General features: G+C 71.6%; 14 protein-coding genes. 10 read left to right on the top strand and 4 right to left on the bottom strand.

Going from position 1 to position 15,520, the window contains the following annotated elements:
* The first annotated feature begins 64 nt into the window (after positions 1-64).
* Together KY498_RS11335 and KY498_RS11330 are read left to right on the top strand one after the other, a co-directional pair.
* Entirely contained in the window at positions 65-1,126 is a 1,062-nt protein-coding gene (locus KY498_RS11335; RefSeq protein ID WP_191009340.1) for a zinc-binding dehydrogenase, read from the top strand.
* A complete protein-coding gene (locus tag KY498_RS11330; protein WP_191009342.1) occupies positions 1,123-1,458 on the top strand; it encodes a DUF6804 family protein in 336 nt (111 codons plus the stop codon). The genes KY498_RS11335 and KY498_RS11330 overlap by 4 nt, the downstream gene beginning before the upstream one ends.
* A 212-nt stretch (positions 1,459-1,670) precedes the next feature.
* Here the strand turns inward: KY498_RS11330 and KY498_RS11325 are convergent, their stop codons facing one another.
* Complete coding sequence (locus KY498_RS11325; RefSeq protein WP_223848779.1) at positions 1,671-2,933, bottom strand: ROK family protein; 1,263 nt, start codon at positions 2,931-2,933, stop codon at positions 1,671-1,673.
* Between the two features lie 119 nt (positions 2,934-3,052).
* Here KY498_RS11325 and KY498_RS11320 point away from each other — a divergent pair, with 119 nt between their 5' ends.
* From KY498_RS11320 to KY498_RS11305, 4 genes are read left to right on the top strand one after another with little or no spacing between them, the layout of a single operon-like run.
* Positions 3,053-4,357 carry an ABC transporter substrate-binding protein gene (locus KY498_RS11320; protein WP_101305263.1) on the top strand — a complete coding sequence of 435 codons (1,305 nt, stop codon included), beginning with the start codon at positions 3,053-3,055 and terminating at the stop codon, positions 4,355-4,357.
* On the top strand, positions 4,354-5,262 hold the full coding sequence (locus tag KY498_RS11315) for a carbohydrate ABC transporter permease (RefSeq protein ID WP_060960129.1): 909 nt from the start codon (positions 4,354-4,356) through the stop codon (positions 5,260-5,262). The genes KY498_RS11320 and KY498_RS11315 overlap by 4 nt, the downstream gene beginning before the upstream one ends.
* Entirely contained in the window at positions 5,262-6,170 is a 909-nt protein-coding gene (locus tag KY498_RS11310) for a carbohydrate ABC transporter permease (RefSeq protein ID WP_191009343.1), read from the top strand. Before KY498_RS11315 ends, KY498_RS11310 begins: the two co-directional genes overlap by 1 nt.
* Before the next feature lie 40 nt (positions 6,171-6,210).
* The gene (locus tag KY498_RS11305; RefSeq protein WP_191009344.1) at positions 6,211-7,905 is read left to right on the top strand and encodes a glycoside hydrolase family 13 protein; all 1,695 of its coding nucleotides are present in this window, start codon (positions 6,211-6,213) and stop codon (positions 7,903-7,905) included.
* Positions 7,906-8,045: 140 nt separating this feature from the next.
* On the opposite strand, the gene KY498_RS11300 is transcribed toward KY498_RS11305, so the two are convergent.
* Entirely contained in the window at positions 8,046-8,450 is a 405-nt protein-coding gene (locus tag KY498_RS11300) for a DUF6855 family protein (protein ID WP_101305266.1), read from the bottom strand.
* Between the two features lie 151 nt (positions 8,451-8,601).
* Here KY498_RS11300 and KY498_RS11295 point away from each other — a divergent pair, with 151 nt between their 5' ends.
* Positions 8,602-9,276 carry a hypothetical protein gene (locus KY498_RS11295; RefSeq protein WP_101305267.1) on the top strand — a complete coding sequence of 225 codons (675 nt, stop codon included), beginning with the start codon at positions 8,602-8,604 and terminating at the stop codon, positions 9,274-9,276.
* Between the two features lie 73 nt (positions 9,277-9,349).
* Positions 9,350-10,870 carry an SDR family oxidoreductase gene (locus KY498_RS11290; RefSeq protein ID WP_082734205.1) on the top strand — a complete coding sequence of 507 codons (1,521 nt, stop codon included), beginning with the start codon at positions 9,350-9,352 and terminating at the stop codon, positions 10,868-10,870.
* A 24-nt stretch (positions 10,871-10,894) separates the two neighbouring features.
* Here KY498_RS11290 and KY498_RS11285 read toward each other — a convergent pair whose 3' ends face one another.
* Positions 10,895-11,326, bottom strand: coding sequence for an NUDIX domain-containing protein (locus KY498_RS11285; protein WP_060960134.1), 432 nt, complete (start codon positions 11,324-11,326; stop codon positions 10,895-10,897).
* A gap of 116 nt (positions 11,327-11,442) precedes the next feature.
* Here KY498_RS11285 and KY498_RS11280 point away from each other — a divergent pair, with 116 nt between their 5' ends.
* Positions 11,443-12,117 (top strand): Type 1 glutamine amidotransferase-like domain-containing protein, encoded by a 675-nt coding sequence (locus KY498_RS11280; RefSeq protein ID WP_060960135.1) that lies wholly within the window; start codon positions 11,443-11,445, stop codon positions 12,115-12,117.
* Here KY498_RS11280 and KY498_RS11275 read toward each other — a convergent pair.
* Positions 12,107-13,156 (bottom strand): zinc-binding dehydrogenase, encoded by a 1,050-nt coding sequence (locus tag KY498_RS11275; protein ID WP_197425776.1) that lies wholly within the window; start codon positions 13,154-13,156, stop codon positions 12,107-12,109. The two genes, KY498_RS11280 and KY498_RS11275, sit on opposite strands and share 11 nt — an antisense overlap.
* 129 nt (positions 13,157-13,285) lie before the next feature.
* Between KY498_RS11275 and helR the strand changes: the two genes are divergently transcribed.
* Positions 13,286-15,520 carry an RNA polymerase recycling motor ATPase HelR gene (helR, locus tag KY498_RS11270; protein WP_191009345.1) on the top strand — a complete coding sequence of 745 codons (2,235 nt, stop codon included), beginning with the start codon at positions 13,286-13,288 and terminating at the stop codon, positions 15,518-15,520.

The raw sequence follows: 15,520 nt of genomic DNA, 5'->3' as shown, positions 1-15,520 counted from the left end.
GCCAAACGGTCAGGAATGGACGGGCCGCGTCACCGGCTAGCGTGAAGGGGACGAAAGGGCCCGGATGCGTGCAGTGGTGATGGATGCCGTCGGCGAGCCGTTGGAGGTGCGTGAGGTCGATGACCCGATCGCACCCGCAGGCGGCGTCGTCGTGGAGGTGCGGGCGACAGGCCTGTGCCGCAGTGACTGGCACGCGTGGGTGGGCCACGACGACATCGCGGTGCCCCACGTTCCGGGCCATGAGCTGGCCGGGGTCGTCGTGGAGACGGGCGCGGGGGTCGAGCGTTTCGCGGTCGGCGACCGGGTGACCGTGCCGTTCGTGTGCGGCTGCGGGGCGTGCGAGTGGTGCCGCGCCGGCGACGCACAGGTGTGCCCCGACCAGCAGCAGCCCGGGTTCACGCACTGGGGCTCGTTCGCCGAGCGCGTCGCCCTTCACGCCGCCGACACCAACCTCGTGCGCATCCCCGACGACGTGTCGTTCGCCGCGGCCGCCTCACTCGGATGCCGCTTCGCGACGGCGTTTCGCGCCCTGACCGCCCGCGCCCGGCTGCAGCCCGGTGAATGGGTCGTCGTGGTCGGCGCCGGTGGGGTGGGACTGAGCGTCGTGATGATCGCCCGCGCGCTCGGTGCGCACGTCGTGGCCGTCGACCGGACGGAGGCGGCGCTGGCCGCGGCATCCGCTCTGGGCGCCGACGCCGTGGTGCTCGCCGACGGGACGGATGTGCCCGACGCCGTCCACCGGATCACCGGGGGAGGCGCACACGTGTCGATCGACGCGGTGGGCGCCGAACAGACCGCGACGGATGCCGTGCTGAGCCTGCGTCGCCGCGGTCGGCACGTGCAGGTCGGGCTGCTCCCGTCGGAGACCGGGCTGTCGGGGATGCCGATGGCGCGGGCCATCGCCTGGGAACTCGATCTGCTCGGCAGCCACGGTATGGCCGCCGTCGACTATCCGGCGATGCTCGAGCTCATCGCGGCCGGGCGACTGCGCCCGCAGGACCTCATCGAACGCACGATCTCGCTCGCCGAGGCCGCTGCGCTGCTGCCCGCCTTCGACCGTGCCACGCTTGCCGGTATGACGATGATCGATCCTGCGGTGGATGCCGTGTCGGAGGCGACCGCATGAGTGGCGCGAAGCCGAGCGAGCCGACGTTCCAGCGCAACGCCCTCGCCCCCGCGTTGATCGCGGCCGCCGTGCTGTTCCTCGCGCCCGTGCTGTTGACGGCGGGTTGGGGGATCGTCGTGCTCTTCGTCGTCGCGATCCTGGCGCTGATCGTCGGCTGGTTCGCCGTGCAGGCGCGTCAGTGGGTGTGGGCGGCGGTCTTCGCCGTGATCGCCGTGGTGTGGAACCCGGTCTTTCCGTTCGGGTTCGACGGCGTGGTCTGGTCGCTCGTGCAGCCGGCGGCCGCGATCGTCTTCCTCGTCGCCGGCGCGCTGATCAAGACCCCGCGGGACTGACCCGCCCGGTCTGCAAGGGCTCGCCGCGCCCTCGATCCTCCCGCGTCCCGAACTGCAAGGTCTGTCGCGCGGCGCGCCGCCGGGTGAGCGGATGCTGCGGCGTGTCGTCCGGCATCCCTTGCAGTTGGGGCCGGACGGGACGGCTCACGCCACGCCACGGCAACGCCACGGCCAGGCCGGGCAACACCGAGCCCTGCCGCCGGCGGCGGGGGTCAGGCGGGGCGGGCGGCTCGGGCGACGCGCCGGGGGAGGGCGCTGGCCCGGGCGCACTCGCGCGCCCGGGCCAGCGCGCCCCGGATCACGACGTCGCCACCGAGCGTCGAGCTCAGCAGCGCCGGCGCGGGAAGGTGGATCTGCGCGGCGAGCGTGCGCTGCGCGGCATCGAGCACGGGCTGGATGCCGTCGGCGATCGCCCCGCACACGATGACGCGCTCGGGGTCGAACATGTTCCCGAGAACGCCCACGATGCGCGCGAGCACGCGACCGACGGCATCCGTGGCCTCGCGGGCGAGCGGATCGCCGGCGGCGGCCAGCTCGAGCACCTCCCGACCGTGCACGGCGGCGGGGTCGAGCGCGGCCAGCCCGGCACGCCGCTCTCCGGCGCCCGCCCGCCCGGCCTCCGCCTCGCCGGCCTCCGCCCCGCCGGCGACCGCCCGGGAGATGAGCTCGCGCGCGTGCCGTTCGAGTGACGGGCCGAGCCCGAAAGCCGAGTCGACGTCGCGGATGTAGTCGAACGCGAACATCTCCCCGACCCCGCCGTGCGCGCCGTGGAGGAGGTGTCCGTCGACGACCACGCCGGCGCCCAGGCGCTCTCCCGCGAGCAGGGCGACGTAGTCGCGGCATCCGACCGCGCCGCCGTCGGTGCCCTCGGCGGCAGCGGCCAGCTGCGCGTCGTTCTTGACCTCCACCACGTCTGCCCAGTCGTGCAGCGCGTCGATCAGCCCCGGATTGGTGCGCTCCCAGAAGCCTTCCGGATGCGGGGGCGAGGCGCCGCGACGCGTCACGGGTGCGGCGACCCCTGCGCACAGCGCCAGCACGCGGTCGGCCGTGATCCGGGCGTCGGCGAGGGTCGCCTGCACGTGCCCCACGATCGCCGCACGACGGTCGTCCACGCTCTGCGCCGGTGACAGCGGAATCTGCGAGCGGACGATCGTCTCGCCCGCCAGATCCGCGATTGCGGCGGTCAGATGCGTGTCACCGGCGTCGAGGGCGACGATGACCCCGGCATCGGAGCGCAGCTCGAATCGGCGCGCCGGGCGCCCCGCGCGGTACTGGCCGGCATCGCGGGCGTTGGGCAGCTCTCGCAGCACCTGCGCCTCGATGAGGGTGTCGATCGCCTCGATCGCGGTCGATCGCGTCAGAGACGCCGCCTGCATGGCGTCGGTCGCGGTGAAGGCCCCGGCATCCCACGCGAAGTCGAGCACGCTGTCGACGCTGGCGCGCCCCGTGCCGCTCTCGACGACCGTCTGATTCACTCTTGACCTCTCCGCGGGTGTTCTGTCAGAGTATTGCCATCCAATTGATTCGACCACTAAATCTAATCTGGATCGAATCTCGAGAGGCGGCGCATGCGCCGCCGGACGGAAGGACGACGGTGTCTGTGAGAACCTCTCGAGCGCTGCGGGCGGTCGCCGCCGGCGTCGCTCTCGCCCTGGCGGGCACCCTCCTCGCGGGGTGCAGCAGTGACGGGCGCGAAACCATCCGCTTCACCTTCAGCAAGCGCGAGGCCCTCGCCTTCATGAACGGCGTGGTCGACCGGTACAACGCGTCGCAGGACCGGGTGCGCGTCGAGATGGACACCTCCGGCGTCGACGTCGTCTCGGCGAGCTTCGTCCGCGGCAACCCGCCCGACATCATGCTCGCGAACTACAACTACGAGACGGCCCGCTTCGTGCAGCGCTGCGCCCTCAGTGACCTGAGCGGTACGACCGCGGCGTCCACGACCCGCGACGACCTGCAGGCCCTCATGGACCAGTACGGCTCGTGCCCGGGTCGCGTCAGCGCGCTGCCGTACTCGGTGATGGCGGCATCCGTCATCTACAACGAGGACCTCTTCGCGCAGGCCGGCATCGACGTGCCCACGACGTGGGACGAGCTGCTCGCCGCCTGCGCGAAGCTGACGGCGGCCGGCATCACCCCGTTCTACGCGACCTTCAAGGACGACTGGACGGTCGGACAGGGCTGGTACGACTACTCGGTCGGCGGCTCGGTCGACGTCGTCGACTTCTTCAACCGCCTCGCCGCGGAAGGCGACGCCGTCGGGCCCGACGCGGCCACCTCGTTCCAGAAGGACTTCACCGCGCCCTTGGAGAAGATGACGCAGCTCACGTCGCAGTTCGTCAACGCGGATGCCGCCAGTCGCGGCTACGGCGACGGCAACCTCGCCTTCGCGAAGGGCGAGGCGGCGATGTACCTGCAGGGACCGTGGGCGTTCAGCGAGATCGCGAAGACCGCGCCCGACCTGAACCTCGGCACGTTCCCGCTGCCGATGACCGACGATCCGGCCGACCTCCGCGTGCGCGTCAACATGGACCTCGCGGCGATGATCCCTGAGGGCTCCCGCCACAAGGATGCCGCGCGGGACTTCCTCGAGTACCTGTACCGCCCCGAGACGATCGAGGCCTACAACGCCGCGCAGCTCGGCTTCACCCCCACCACCGACGCGCCCGCACCGGACGATCCCCGCATCGCCGGAATGATCCCCTTCTACACGGCGGGCAAGGTCTACCAGGGGCCGTCGGTGCTGGTGCCCAAGACAATCCCCGTCTTCAACTACGTGCAGGCCGTCGTGCTGGGCGCGAGCCCCGAGGCGACGCTGCGGACGATGGATGCCGACTGGGCGCGCCTCGCCTTCCGCGCACCCGCCCCCACGACCGAGACAGAGGAGTCCGGGCAATGACCACGTCCACGATCGTCACCGCCGGTGACCGCACCGCCCGGCGCAGCCACCGGCGCGTCGAGCCGATCTACTACTTCTTCCTGCTCCCGAGTCTCGTCCTGTTCACGCTGGCGATCACGGTGCCGGGCGTCGTGGGGATCTTCTTCAGCTTCACCGACTCGATCGGCATCGGCGAGTGGCACTTCACGGGGCTGACCAACTACATCGCCCTGTTCAGCGACCCCGCCATCCTGCAGAGCTACCTGTTCACGATCGGCTTCTCGATCGCGACCGTGATCGTCGTGAACGTGCTGGCGTTCCTGCTCGCGGTGGGCCTCACCGCCCGCATCCGGCTGAAGACGGCCCTGCGGACCGTGTTCGTGATCCCCATGGTGATCTCGGGCATCATCATCGCCTACGTCTTCAACTTCCTGTTCTCGAACTCGCTTCCGTCGGTCGGGGAGGCCCTCGGCATCCCGGCGCTGTCGACGAGCCTGCTCGCCGATCCCGACCTGGCCTGGGTCGCGATCGTGATCGTGACCGCGTGGCAGGCGATCCCGGGGACGCTGCTCATCTACATCGCCGGCCTGCTCGCCGTGCCCGGCGACGTCTATGAGGCCGCGGCGCTGGACGGCGCCTCCAAAGGCCAGCAGCTCGTGCGCATCACCCTGCCGCTGGTCGCCGGGTACGTCGTCATCAACGTCATCCTCGGATTCAAGGGCTTCCTGAACGCATACGACATCATCGTCGGACTCACCAACGGCGGCCCCGGCACCGCCACCCGCAGCGTCGCGATGACGATCATCGCGGGCTTCAACGGCGGCGACTACGCCTACCAGATGGCCAACGCGACCATCTTCTTCGTCGTCGCCATCCTCATCTCCCTGCTCCAGCTCTCGCTGACTCGCGGAAGGAACGCCTTCTGATGTCCACGCAACCCGCCCTCGTCGCCGAGGATGCCGCCGCCTTCGCGCCCGCGGACGACCGCCGTCGCAAGAGCCCCGCCACCCGCGGTGAGCGCGTCAGCTGGTCGACGACGATCATCCTGATCCTCTGCGCCGTCACCGTGCTGCTGCCGCTGTACGTCACCATCTCGATGTCGCTGAAGACGACGGGTCAGGCCGTCGACGGCAACGCGTTCTCGCTTCCTGCGCCGTTCAGCGTCGACGGCTTCGTCGAGGCGTGGAACCTCACGACGTTCCCGGTCGGGGCGGGCATCTCCCTGTTCGTCACCGCGGGCACCGTCGTCGCGACGATCCTGCTGGCCGCGTTCGCGTCGTACGCGATCGAGCGCAACTGGGATCGGCGGCTGTTCCGATACTCGTTCTTCTATCTGTTGGCCGCGATGTTCATCCCGTTCCCGGTCGTCGCGCTGCCGCAGATCCAGCTCACCGGACGCGTCGGCCTGGACAACCCGTTCGGGGTCATCATCCTCGCCACGATGTTCCAGCTGAGCTTCAGCGTCCTGCTGTTCACGGCGTTCCTGCGGTCGATCCCGATCGAGCTCGAGGAGAGCGCGCGCATCGACGGCGCCACCACCTGGCAGACCTTCTGGAAGCTCATCTTCCCGCTGCTCGCACCGATGAGCGCGACCGTCGGCATCTTCGCGTTCCTCTACGCCTGGAACGACTTCATGATGCCGTCGCTCATCATCTCCGACCCGGCGCTGCAGACGTTGCCCGTGCGACAGAACCTCTTCCAGACGCAGTTCAGCAACAACTACAACGTGTCGTTCGCGTCGTACCTCATGGCGATGGCGCCCGCGATCCTCGCCTATCTCTTCACCCAGCGCTGGGTGATGGAGGGCGTCACCCAGGGCGCCGTCAAGGGCTGATCCCGTCTCTCACCTCCCCTCTCCTATCGAAAGGTCCCGCATGTCCGCCCTGCTCTCCGTCTCCGACCGCCCCGCGCTCTCCCGCCCGGAGGATCGGGACTGGTGGCGCCAGGCCGTCGTCTACCAGGTCTACCCCCGCAGCTTCGCGGATGCCGACGGCGACGGCATCGGCGACCTCCGCGGCATCCTGTCGCGCGCCGACTACCTGGCCGAGCTGGGTGTGGATGCCGTCTGGCTCAGTCCCTTCTACCCCTCCGAGCTCGCCGACGGCGGCTACGACGTGGCGGACTACCGCGACGTCGATCCGCGGCTCGGCACGCTCGACGATTTCGACGAGCTCGTCGCGGCGCTGCATGCCCGCGGCATCCGGATCGTCGTCGACATCGTGCCGAACCACACGTCCGACCGGCACGCGTGGTTCCAGGAGGCCCTCGCCGCCGGTCGGGGATCGGCCGCACGGCGGCGCTACATCTTCCGCGAGGGAAGCGGCCCCGACGGATCCGAGCCGCCGACGGACTGGACCGCGGCGTTCGGCGGGTCGGCGTGGGAGCGCGTCGCCGACGGGCAGTGGTACCTGCACAGCTTCGCGATCGAGCAGCCCGACCTCGACTGGAGCAACCCGGAGGTGCGCGCCGACTTCCTGACGACGCTGCGGTTCTGGTCGGATCGCGGGGTCGACGGCTTCCGCATCGACGTCGCGCACATGCTCACGAAGGATCTGAGCGAGCCGCTGCCGTCCGCGGCCGAGCTCGCTGCGCTGCCCGTCGACGGCTCGCACCCGCTGCTCGACCGCGATGACGTGCACGAGATCTACGCCGAGTGGCGCCGCGTGTTCGACGCGTACGACCCGCCGCGCACCGCCGTCGCCGAGGCCTGGGTCGCCTCCGACCGGGTGCCGAAGTACGCGAGCCCGGAGAGCCTGGGCCAGTCGTTCAACTTCGACCTGCTGCGCGCGTCGTTCGACGCGCGCGAGTTCCGCCGGATCGTGACCGACAACATCGCCCTCGCGGCCCGATCCGGCTCGTCGAGCACGTGGGTGCTGTCGAATCACGACGTGTTCCGGCACGCGACGCGCTACGCACTGCCGCGGGTCGAGGAGATCGACGGCGCCGTGCCGAACCGACACGGCGGGGGCTGGCTCGAAGCCGGCGCCGACGAAGCGGTCATCGATCGGGTCGGGGGACTGCGGCGTGCGCGCGCGGCGTCGCTGTTCCTGCTCGGGCTGCCCGGATCGGCATACCTGTACCAGGGCGAGGAGCTGGGCCTGCACGAAGTGGCCGAGATCCCCGCCGACCAGCGTCAGGACCCGACCTTCTTCCGCACGCACCAGGAGCAGTACGGGCGCGACGGATGCCGCGTGCCGCTGCCCTGGACCCGCGAGGGCTCCTCGTTCGGTTTCGGTTCGGGCGGCGCGCACCTGCCGCAGCCGTCGTGGTTCGCGGACGTGTCGGTCGAGGCGGAGGAGGGCGACCCGGCATCCACCCTCTCGCTCTACCGTCGCGCGCTCGCCCTGCGGCACGAGCTGCTCGCGCCGGAGCACCTGGAATGGGTCGAGACCGGCCGGGACGACGTGCTGCGCTTCCGCCGCCCGAACGGGTGGGAGGTCGTGACGGTGTTCGGCGTGGAGCCGTTCGCGCTGCCCCTCGCCTCGGGGCAGCGTGTGGTGCTGTCGAGCGCGCCGATCGACGGGGGCGTCGTGCCGGGGGAGACGACCGTGTGGGTCGCCGCGGCCTGAGCCGGCGGGGTGACCTCAGGGGCGCCCGAACTGCAAGGTCTCTCGGGCGGCGCGCCGCCGGGCGAGCGGATGCCGCGGCGGGTCGCCCGGCATCCCTTGCAGTTCGGGCACCGCGGGCGGGGCCGCGCGAACCTGCACGATCAGACGATCGCGCGCGCCTTGTTGTTGCGGGGGTCGTGCGTCAGTTCGATCAGACCCAGCCGCTCCAAGAGCGGAGGAACGTACATGGCGAACCGTCCTCGATACCCCTTGCGCAGGCCGTACCACCCACCGACAGGGTTCGTGGGCTCCCGAGCCCACGCTTCGATCGTTCCGGGAGATGCCGGCTTGTTCTCATCCGCGGCTCCGAGTGGAACCCAATCCCCCTGCGCCGCGAGCCACTGCGCCAGATCTTCGACGGCACGGGCGTGGTAGGTGAGCCAGGTGGTGCCCACGTGGCAGAACAGCACAGGAGGGTCGGCGGAATCATCCCGGTAGATGCTGTAGCGGGATGTGCCCGGGGCGGTGGTCAGATCCCAGGGGGATTGCTTCGTGCCTTCGACCATGGCTGCCTCCCGCGAGCGTGCTTGACCGTCAGGCTCGCACGGCACCGGCGCCGAGTCAACGATCGCGGCAGCGGTCGAGCCCAGGTTGCCGAGGCGAGGGGGCTGTGGAGAACTTCCGTGGCGGGTTCGTGACGCTGGCTAGGATGCCCGGGTGACAGCCCCCCGCTTCGTACCCCGTACCGCTCTCGTCCTCCTTCTCGGCGCCGCTGCTCTCGGCTTCGCGGGATGCGCCGCCGCGGCCGACGTCGCGTCATCGCCGTCGGTCTCCGGCTCGGGCGCCGTCGGAGCCGCGACGCCCACCGGCAGCACCGGCGATCCCGGCGACGGCGACGGAGGCGACGGCGGTGGTGACGCGGGCGGGGGCAGCGCACCGTCGGTCCCGACCATGGCGCTCGCCGACGTGCTCGGCCGCTACCCCGACTGCGCCGCGATGGGGTCGCTGCTGGGCTCGGCGCTCGACGGGCTCGAGCCGAACGGTGCGGACAACGACGGCCAGACCGTGCAGTGCGACTGGATCTCGGCGATCGGCGACGACGTCAACAATGTCAGCATCACGGTCACGACCAACAACGGCGCCGTCGACGTCGCCGCCAAGGAGGACATCGCCGCCATCGGCTCCGACTATGTCGCGGATGCCGCGCTCGAGGCGCGCGGCGGCATCGCCTGGCTGACGAAGAACACCGGCGACCTGCGCATCTTCGTGACCAACGTCGACGTGCCGGGGCTCGCCGTCGCGATCACCTCCGGGGCCCTCAACCAGGATCCGCGCATCTCCGGCGGCCCCGCGGTCGCCGCCGCGAAGCAGCTCCTCGGCATCGCGGGCTGACACTCGACCGCCGCGCCGCCTCCGGCCCGGGCACACCGACCCCCGGCCCGGGCGTGCCCGGGTAAACTCTGGCGTGCCCGAAAGTCCCGCCGACCCCGCGAACACCCCCGAGAGCTCCGCCTCGGCACCGCCGACGACCGACCCGAGCGCGCCGACGATCGACCCGGCCGAGCTCGAGATCGCGCTGCGCGTCATCGACGCGGCATCCCACCTCGACCGCGACGATCCCGCGTACATCGCCCTGCGCCGCCAGACGGGCAAGATGTACAAGGACGTCAAGCGCCTGTCCCGTCAGGAGAAGCGCCAGCGCATCGCCGACGCCGACCGCGCGGTGGTCGCCGCCACCGCCACGGGCGCCCCCGACCGCATCGACGACGAGACCCGCGGCATCCCGCTCGCGGCGCGCACGGCGGCGCCGATCGCCGGCGAGCTCATCAAGCCGCGCGCCTGCTACATCTGCAAAGAGCTGTACACGACCGTCGACGCGTTCTACCACCAGCTGTGCCCCGACTGCGCGGCGATGAGTCACGCCAAGCGCGACGCCCGCACCGACCTGACCGGCAGGCGAGCTCTCCTCACCGGAGGCCGCGCGAAGATCGGCATGTACATCGCGCTGCGGCTGCTGCGCGACGGCGCGCACACGACGATCACGACCCGCTTCCCCCGCGACGCCGTCCGCCGCTTCTCGGCCCTCCCCGACAGCGCCGACTGGATCCACCGGCTCAAGATCGTCGGCATCGACCTGCGCGATCCCGCCCAGGTCATCGGTCTCGCGGATGCCGTGGCCGCCGACGGACCGCTCGACATCCTCATCAACAACGCGGCGCAGACCGTGCGCCGCTCCGCCGGGGCCTACAAGCCGCTCGTGGATGCCGAGCTCGCGCCGCTGCCGACGGGACCCCTGCCGGAGCTGCTGACCTTCGGCCACACCAACGACGCGCATCCGCTCGCGCTCGCGCAGTCGGTGTCGAGCCATCCGATCCTCGCAGCCGCGGCCCGCACGGCCGACGAGCTGACCGCCGAGGCGATGGCGGCGGGCTCGTCGTCGCTGGAGCGCCTGGCGGCCGGTACCGCCATCGACGCGGGCGGTCTCGTGCCCGACGAGAACCACATCAACAGCTGGACGCAGTCGGTGGACCAGGTCGAGCCGCTGGAGATGCTCGAGGTGCAGCTGGCGAACATGACCGCGCCGTTCCTGCTCGTCTCCCGCCTGCGCCCCGCCATGGCGGCGTCGCCGGCGCGGCGAAAGTACGTCGTGAACGTGTCGGCCATGGAGGGGGTGTTCAGCCGCGGATACAAGGGGCCGGGGCATCCGCACACGAACATGGCCAAGGCGGCGCTGAACATGCTCACGCGCACCAGCGCCCGCGAGATGTTCGAGACCGACCGCATCCTCATGACGGCCGTCGACACCGGCTGGATCACCGACGAACGCCCCCACTATACGAAGGTGCGCCTCGCCGAGGAGGGCTTCCACGCACCGCTCGACCTGGTCGACGGCGCGGCCCGCGTCTACGACCCGATCGTGCGGGGCGAGGCGGGCGAAGACCTGTTCGGCATCTTCCTCAAGGACTACCGCAAGAGCCCGTGGTGACCGGCCGCTGACCGGTCGGCGCGCTCAGTGCTCCGGCAGGAAGTAGGCCGCCGCGAGCGGCGCGACCTCCAGAGCGGATGCCGCGGCCCGGTCGACCCAGCGCAGCTCCTCGATCTCGGCATCCGTCACCGGCTGCTGATCGCCGATGTCGACGCGGAAGACGTCGGCGACGACGGCGAAGCCCGGCTCGTTCGCGGCGGGCGCGGTGAACTCGCCGAGCGGCGTGAGGTCGGCACCGGTCAGGCGCAGCCCGATCTCCTCGGCGAGCTCGCGGATGAGCGTCTGCGCGGCATCCTCGCCGGCCTCGGGCTTGCCGCCCGGCTGCATGAACGCGCGGGTGCCTGCCTTGCGCACGAGGAGCAGGCGGCCGTCCGCGTCGGTGATGACGGCGGCGGAGACGCGGATCGAGCGCGCGGATCCGGTCGGGGCGGCGGAGGCATCCGGAGTCGAGGTCACCCTCGAACGCTAACAGTCGACGACCCCGTGCCGCCGCGCTCCCGACCGCGCTGAGCCCGCGCGCCCGGCGAGGGCGGCCCCTGGCCGTGCGCCGCCGCAGACGGTTGACTGGGCGTATGAAGCTCCTGCTGACCTCGGGCGGGGTCACCAACGACAGCATCCGCCGCACCCTCGAGGAGATGCTCGGCAAACCCATCGCCGACAGCTCCGCGCTGTTCGTGCCGACGGCCCAGTGGGGGCAGCCGATGTGCTCGCCCGAGACGGTCTGGCGATCCACGGCGGGCACCTGGCCGGACGGCATCCCCAGTCCCGTCGAACTCGGATGGCGCTCCGTCGGGGTGCTCGAGCTCACCGCACTGCCGACGATCGCGCCCGAGCGGTGGATGCCGTGGGTGCGCCAGGCCGACGCCCTGCTCGTCGACGGGGGTGAGGCCGTGTACCTCGCCGAGTGGATCCGCACCTCGGGGCTCGGCGATCTGCTGCCCGAGCTGGAGGACACCGTCTGGGTCGGCATCAGTGCCGGGAGCATGGCGCTCACACCCCGCGTGGGCCCGGAGTTCGTCGACCGCGACCCCGGCGGCACCGACGAGACGCTCGGCCTCGTCGACTTCTCGATCTTCCCCCACCTCGACTACCCGGGCTGGACGGGGAACACGACCGCGGCGGCGCACCGATGGGCGGCCGCCCTCGGGGCGCGCGCCTACGCCATCGACGACCAGACGGCCATCCGGGTCGTCGACGGCGCGGTCGAGGTGATCTCCGAGGGCACCTGGGAGCTGCTCAACGCGTGAGCATCACCTTCAGCGCCTCGCGCGCGTCCATCGCGGCGTAGGCGGCGGGCGCCTCGTCGAGCGTCATGATCCGGTCGAACACGCGGCCGGGATCGATCGTGCCGTCGAGCACCAGCGGGATCGTGTCGTCGAGATAGGCGCGCACCGGGGCCACCCCTCCGGTCAGCGTGATGTTCTTGCCGAACAGCGACGCCGATCCGACCGGTGCGCTCTCGTACTGCGGCACGCCGACGCGGGAGATGACACCGCCGGGGCGCACGACACCGTACGCCTGCTCGTACGCGGGCATGTGGCCGACGGCCTCGATGACGACGTGGCTGCCCTCGCCGTTCGTGAGGTCGCGGACACGCGCGATCCCCTCGGCTCCCCGCTCCGCGACGACGTCGGTCGCGCCGAACTCCACGCCGAGATCGGTGCGGTCGGTGTGCCGACCCATCAGGATGATCCGCTCGGCCCCGAGGGTGCGGGCGGCCAGCACCGCCGACAGGCCCACGGCGCCGTCGCCGATCACGGTGACCGTCTGCCCGGCGCGGACCCGGGCGAGATGCGCGGCGTGATAACCCGTGAGGTACACGTCCGAGAGCGTCAGCAGCGAGGCGAGCAGCGCGTCGGATGCGGCATCCGGATCGACGTCGCGCACGACGACCAGGGTGCCGTCGGCCTGGGGGATGAGGGCCCGTTCGGCCTGGAGGCCGCCGACGCGCCCGCTGCCGTAGAACCCGCCGTGCAGGCACGAGGTCTGGAAGCCCTCCCGGCAGAAGACGCACGTGTTGTCGGAGTAGACGAACGGCACGATCACGAAGTCGCCCGGGCGCACCGCCGTCACCTCGGCGCCGGTCTCCTCGACGACGGCGATGAGCTCGTGCCCCATCCGCCGGCCCTTCGACGACTCGGCCATCGAATGGTACGGGTGCAGATCGGAGCCGCAGACGCACGCGCGGACGATGCGCACGACGGCGTCGGTCGGCTGCTGGACGACGGGATCGGGGACGTTCTCGACGCGGACGTCTCCGGCGCCGAACATGACGGTTGCTCGCATGAGTACATTTCACGCCATCCGGCCTGCCCTTTCCATTATCCCGCGCGGAGGGGGGCTTGCCGCAAGGGCCCCTCCGTGGGGCAGAATCGCAGGTCGCGCTGTCTTTTGCGGCGCGGGAAGGGGATTCGGATGCCGAGGGGAAACACTCCGGAGAGCGTGTTCGATCTGCCGCCACGGCTGCACCGCAAGGCCGATCCGCTGCTCATCGGCCGGGACGAGCAGCAGTTCGCCGCCATCGCCCGGGCCCTCGCCGCCGACGTGCGGCGCACCGAGGAGCGTACGGCGGCGCTGCAGCGCGAGGCCGTCGGCGGCGGCCAGCGGGCGCTCGAACGCGACCTCGAGGTGCAGAGCCTGACGGCGCGGCTGCGCATCCTCCGCCGGTTCGGCCTCGATGCCTGCATCGGCCGGATGGTCGATGCGGCGGGAGCCGTCACCTACATCGGGCGCTTCGGTCTCGCGGATGCCGCGGAGGAGCGGCTGCTGACGGACTGGCGGGCCCCGGCATCCGCCCCGTTCTTCGCCGCGACCGCGGCGCGTCCGCTCGGTCTCACGAGCCGGCGCCGCTATCGCTGGCGGGAGGGACGCATCGTCGACTACTGGGACGAGGTGTTCGCCGACGACGGCGTGGACCACAGCGGCGCGCTCGACGACCAGTCGGCGTTCATCGCGAGCCTCGGCGCGAGCCGTTCGCCCCGGATGCGCGACGTGCTCGGGACGATCCAGGCCGACCAGGACGCGATCATCCGCGCCGACTCCCGGCGCGCGCTCGTCGTCGACGGCGGCCCCGGGACGGGCAAGACGGTCGTCGCGCTGCACCGCGCCGCGTACCTGCTCTACGACGATGCGCGGATGCGGGCCGGACACGGCGGGCTGCTGTTCGTGGGCCCGCACCGCCCGTACGTCGACTACGTGGACGACGTGCTGCCGAGCCTCGGGGAGGACGGCGCGCTGGTCTGCGCCGTCGACGATCTCGTCGCCGGGGGCGCCGAGGCGGCGGAGGAGGCCGATCCGCAGATCCGGCGCCTGCTCGGCGACGGTCGCGTGGTCGACGCCGTCGACGCCGCGGTGCGCCGGTGGCAGCGCCCGCCGAGGCGCGCGACCGCGATCGAGACCGCGTGGGGGACCGTCGTGGTGGGGCCCGCGGAGTGGTCCGAGATCTTCGCCGACGCCGACGAGCTGCCGCACAACGCGCACCGCGCGCGGGCCTGGGATCGCCTGCTCGACCTGCTCGAGGACCGCATCGACGACGACCTGCGCGACGGCGGTGGCGGGTCGGCGGATGCCTGGGGGGAGGGCTGGGGCGAGGCGTCCCGTCCTCGCGACGACTTCGACGCGTACGGCTCGGGCTGGGAGGAGGACGAGTCGACCCGCGAGACGCTGGAGAACGACGAGGAGCTGCGGGCGCTGTTCGATCGGGCCTGGCCGCTGCTGGATCCCGAGGCGCTGCTGCGCGGGCTTCTCTCGACGCCCGAGCTGCTGCGACGCTGCGCACCCTGGCTGGCGGCCGCGGACGTCGACGTGCTCGTCGCGCGCGGTGCGCCGCCCGCGTGGACCGACGTCGATCTGCCTCTGCTCGATGCGGCCCGCCGCGGCGTCGGCGATCCGCGCAGCGAGGTGCGCGAGCGGCGGGCGCGCCGTGCGGCCGCCGAAGAGCGCCGGGTGATGTCCGACGTGGTGAGCGACCTGATCGCGGCCGACGACGGCGACCTGCGGATCATGTCGATGCTGCGCGGGCAGGATCTGCGCGGCACGCTCGCGCAGCCCACGGCATCCGAGCGCGACCCGTACGCCGGGCCGTTCGCGCACCTGGTCATCGACGAGGCGCAGGAGCTCACCGACGCGCAGTGGCGGATGCTGCTGCGCCGGTGTCCGTCGCGGAGCGTGACGATCGTCGGAGATCGTGCGCAGGCGCGCCACGGTTTCCCCGAGACCTGGGGTGAGCGGCTCGCGCGGGTGGGCCTGGATCGGGCGAACGTCACGTCGCTGAGCGTCAACTACCGCACGCCCCAGGAGGTGATGGACGTCGCCGGCCCGGTCATCCGCGCCGCGCTGCCCGATGCGAACGTCCCGGAGTCGATCCGCCGCACCGGGATTCCGGTCGCCTACGGGTCGCGGGACGAGCTGGAGGCGGTGCTGGACGCGTGGGAGCGCGACCGCGCGGAGGGGACGGCCGTGGTGATCGGCGCGCCCGCGTTCGCATCACGACCGCGGGTGGCGTCGCTCGATCCGCAGCGGGTCAAGGGCCTCGAGTTCGACCTCGTCGTGTTCGTCGATCCCGACCGGTTCGGCGGGGGGATCACCGGCGCCGTCGACCGGTACGTCGCGATGACCCGCGCGACCCAGCGCCTCGTCGTGCTCTCGTGA

The sequence above is a fragment of the Microbacterium sp. PAMC21962 genome, assembly GCF_019443465.1.
Lineage (GTDB): Bacteria > Actinomycetota > Actinomycetes > Actinomycetales > Microbacteriaceae > Microbacterium > Microbacterium hominis.
Note: the sequence above shows the minus strand (reverse complement) of the source record. Positions and strands in the feature narration are given on the sequence as shown.

What these genes read in the sequence shown, in the direction of transcription:
- KY498_RS11305 (WP_191009344.1), top strand. Translation starts at nt 6,211, where the DNA reads ATGTCCGCCCTGCTCTCCGTCTCCGACCGCCCCGCGCTCTCCCGCCCG.
- KY498_RS11275 (WP_197425776.1), bottom strand. Translation starts at nt 13,156, where the DNA reads ATGCGAGCAACCGTCATGTTCGGCGCCGGAGACGTCCGCGTCGAGAAC.
- KY498_RS11335 (WP_191009340.1), top strand. Translation starts at nt 65, where the DNA reads ATGCGTGCAGTGGTGATGGATGCCGTCGGCGAGCCGTTGGAGGTGCGT.
- KY498_RS11300 (WP_101305266.1), bottom strand. Translation starts at nt 8,450, where the DNA reads ATGGTCGAAGGCACGAAGCAATCCCCCTGGGATCTGACCACCGCCCCG.
- KY498_RS11280 (WP_060960135.1), top strand. Translation starts at nt 11,443, where the DNA reads ATGAAGCTCCTGCTGACCTCGGGCGGGGTCACCAACGACAGCATCCGC.
- KY498_RS11315 (WP_060960129.1), top strand. Translation starts at nt 4,354, where the DNA reads ATGACCACGTCCACGATCGTCACCGCCGGTGACCGCACCGCCCGGCGC.
- KY498_RS11310 (WP_191009343.1), top strand. Translation starts at nt 5,262, where the DNA reads ATGTCCACGCAACCCGCCCTCGTCGCCGAGGATGCCGCCGCCTTCGCG.
- KY498_RS11330 (WP_191009342.1), top strand. Translation starts at nt 1,123, where the DNA reads ATGAGTGGCGCGAAGCCGAGCGAGCCGACGTTCCAGCGCAACGCCCTC.
- helR (WP_191009345.1), top strand. Translation starts at nt 13,286, where the DNA reads ATGCCGAGGGGAAACACTCCGGAGAGCGTGTTCGATCTGCCGCCACGG.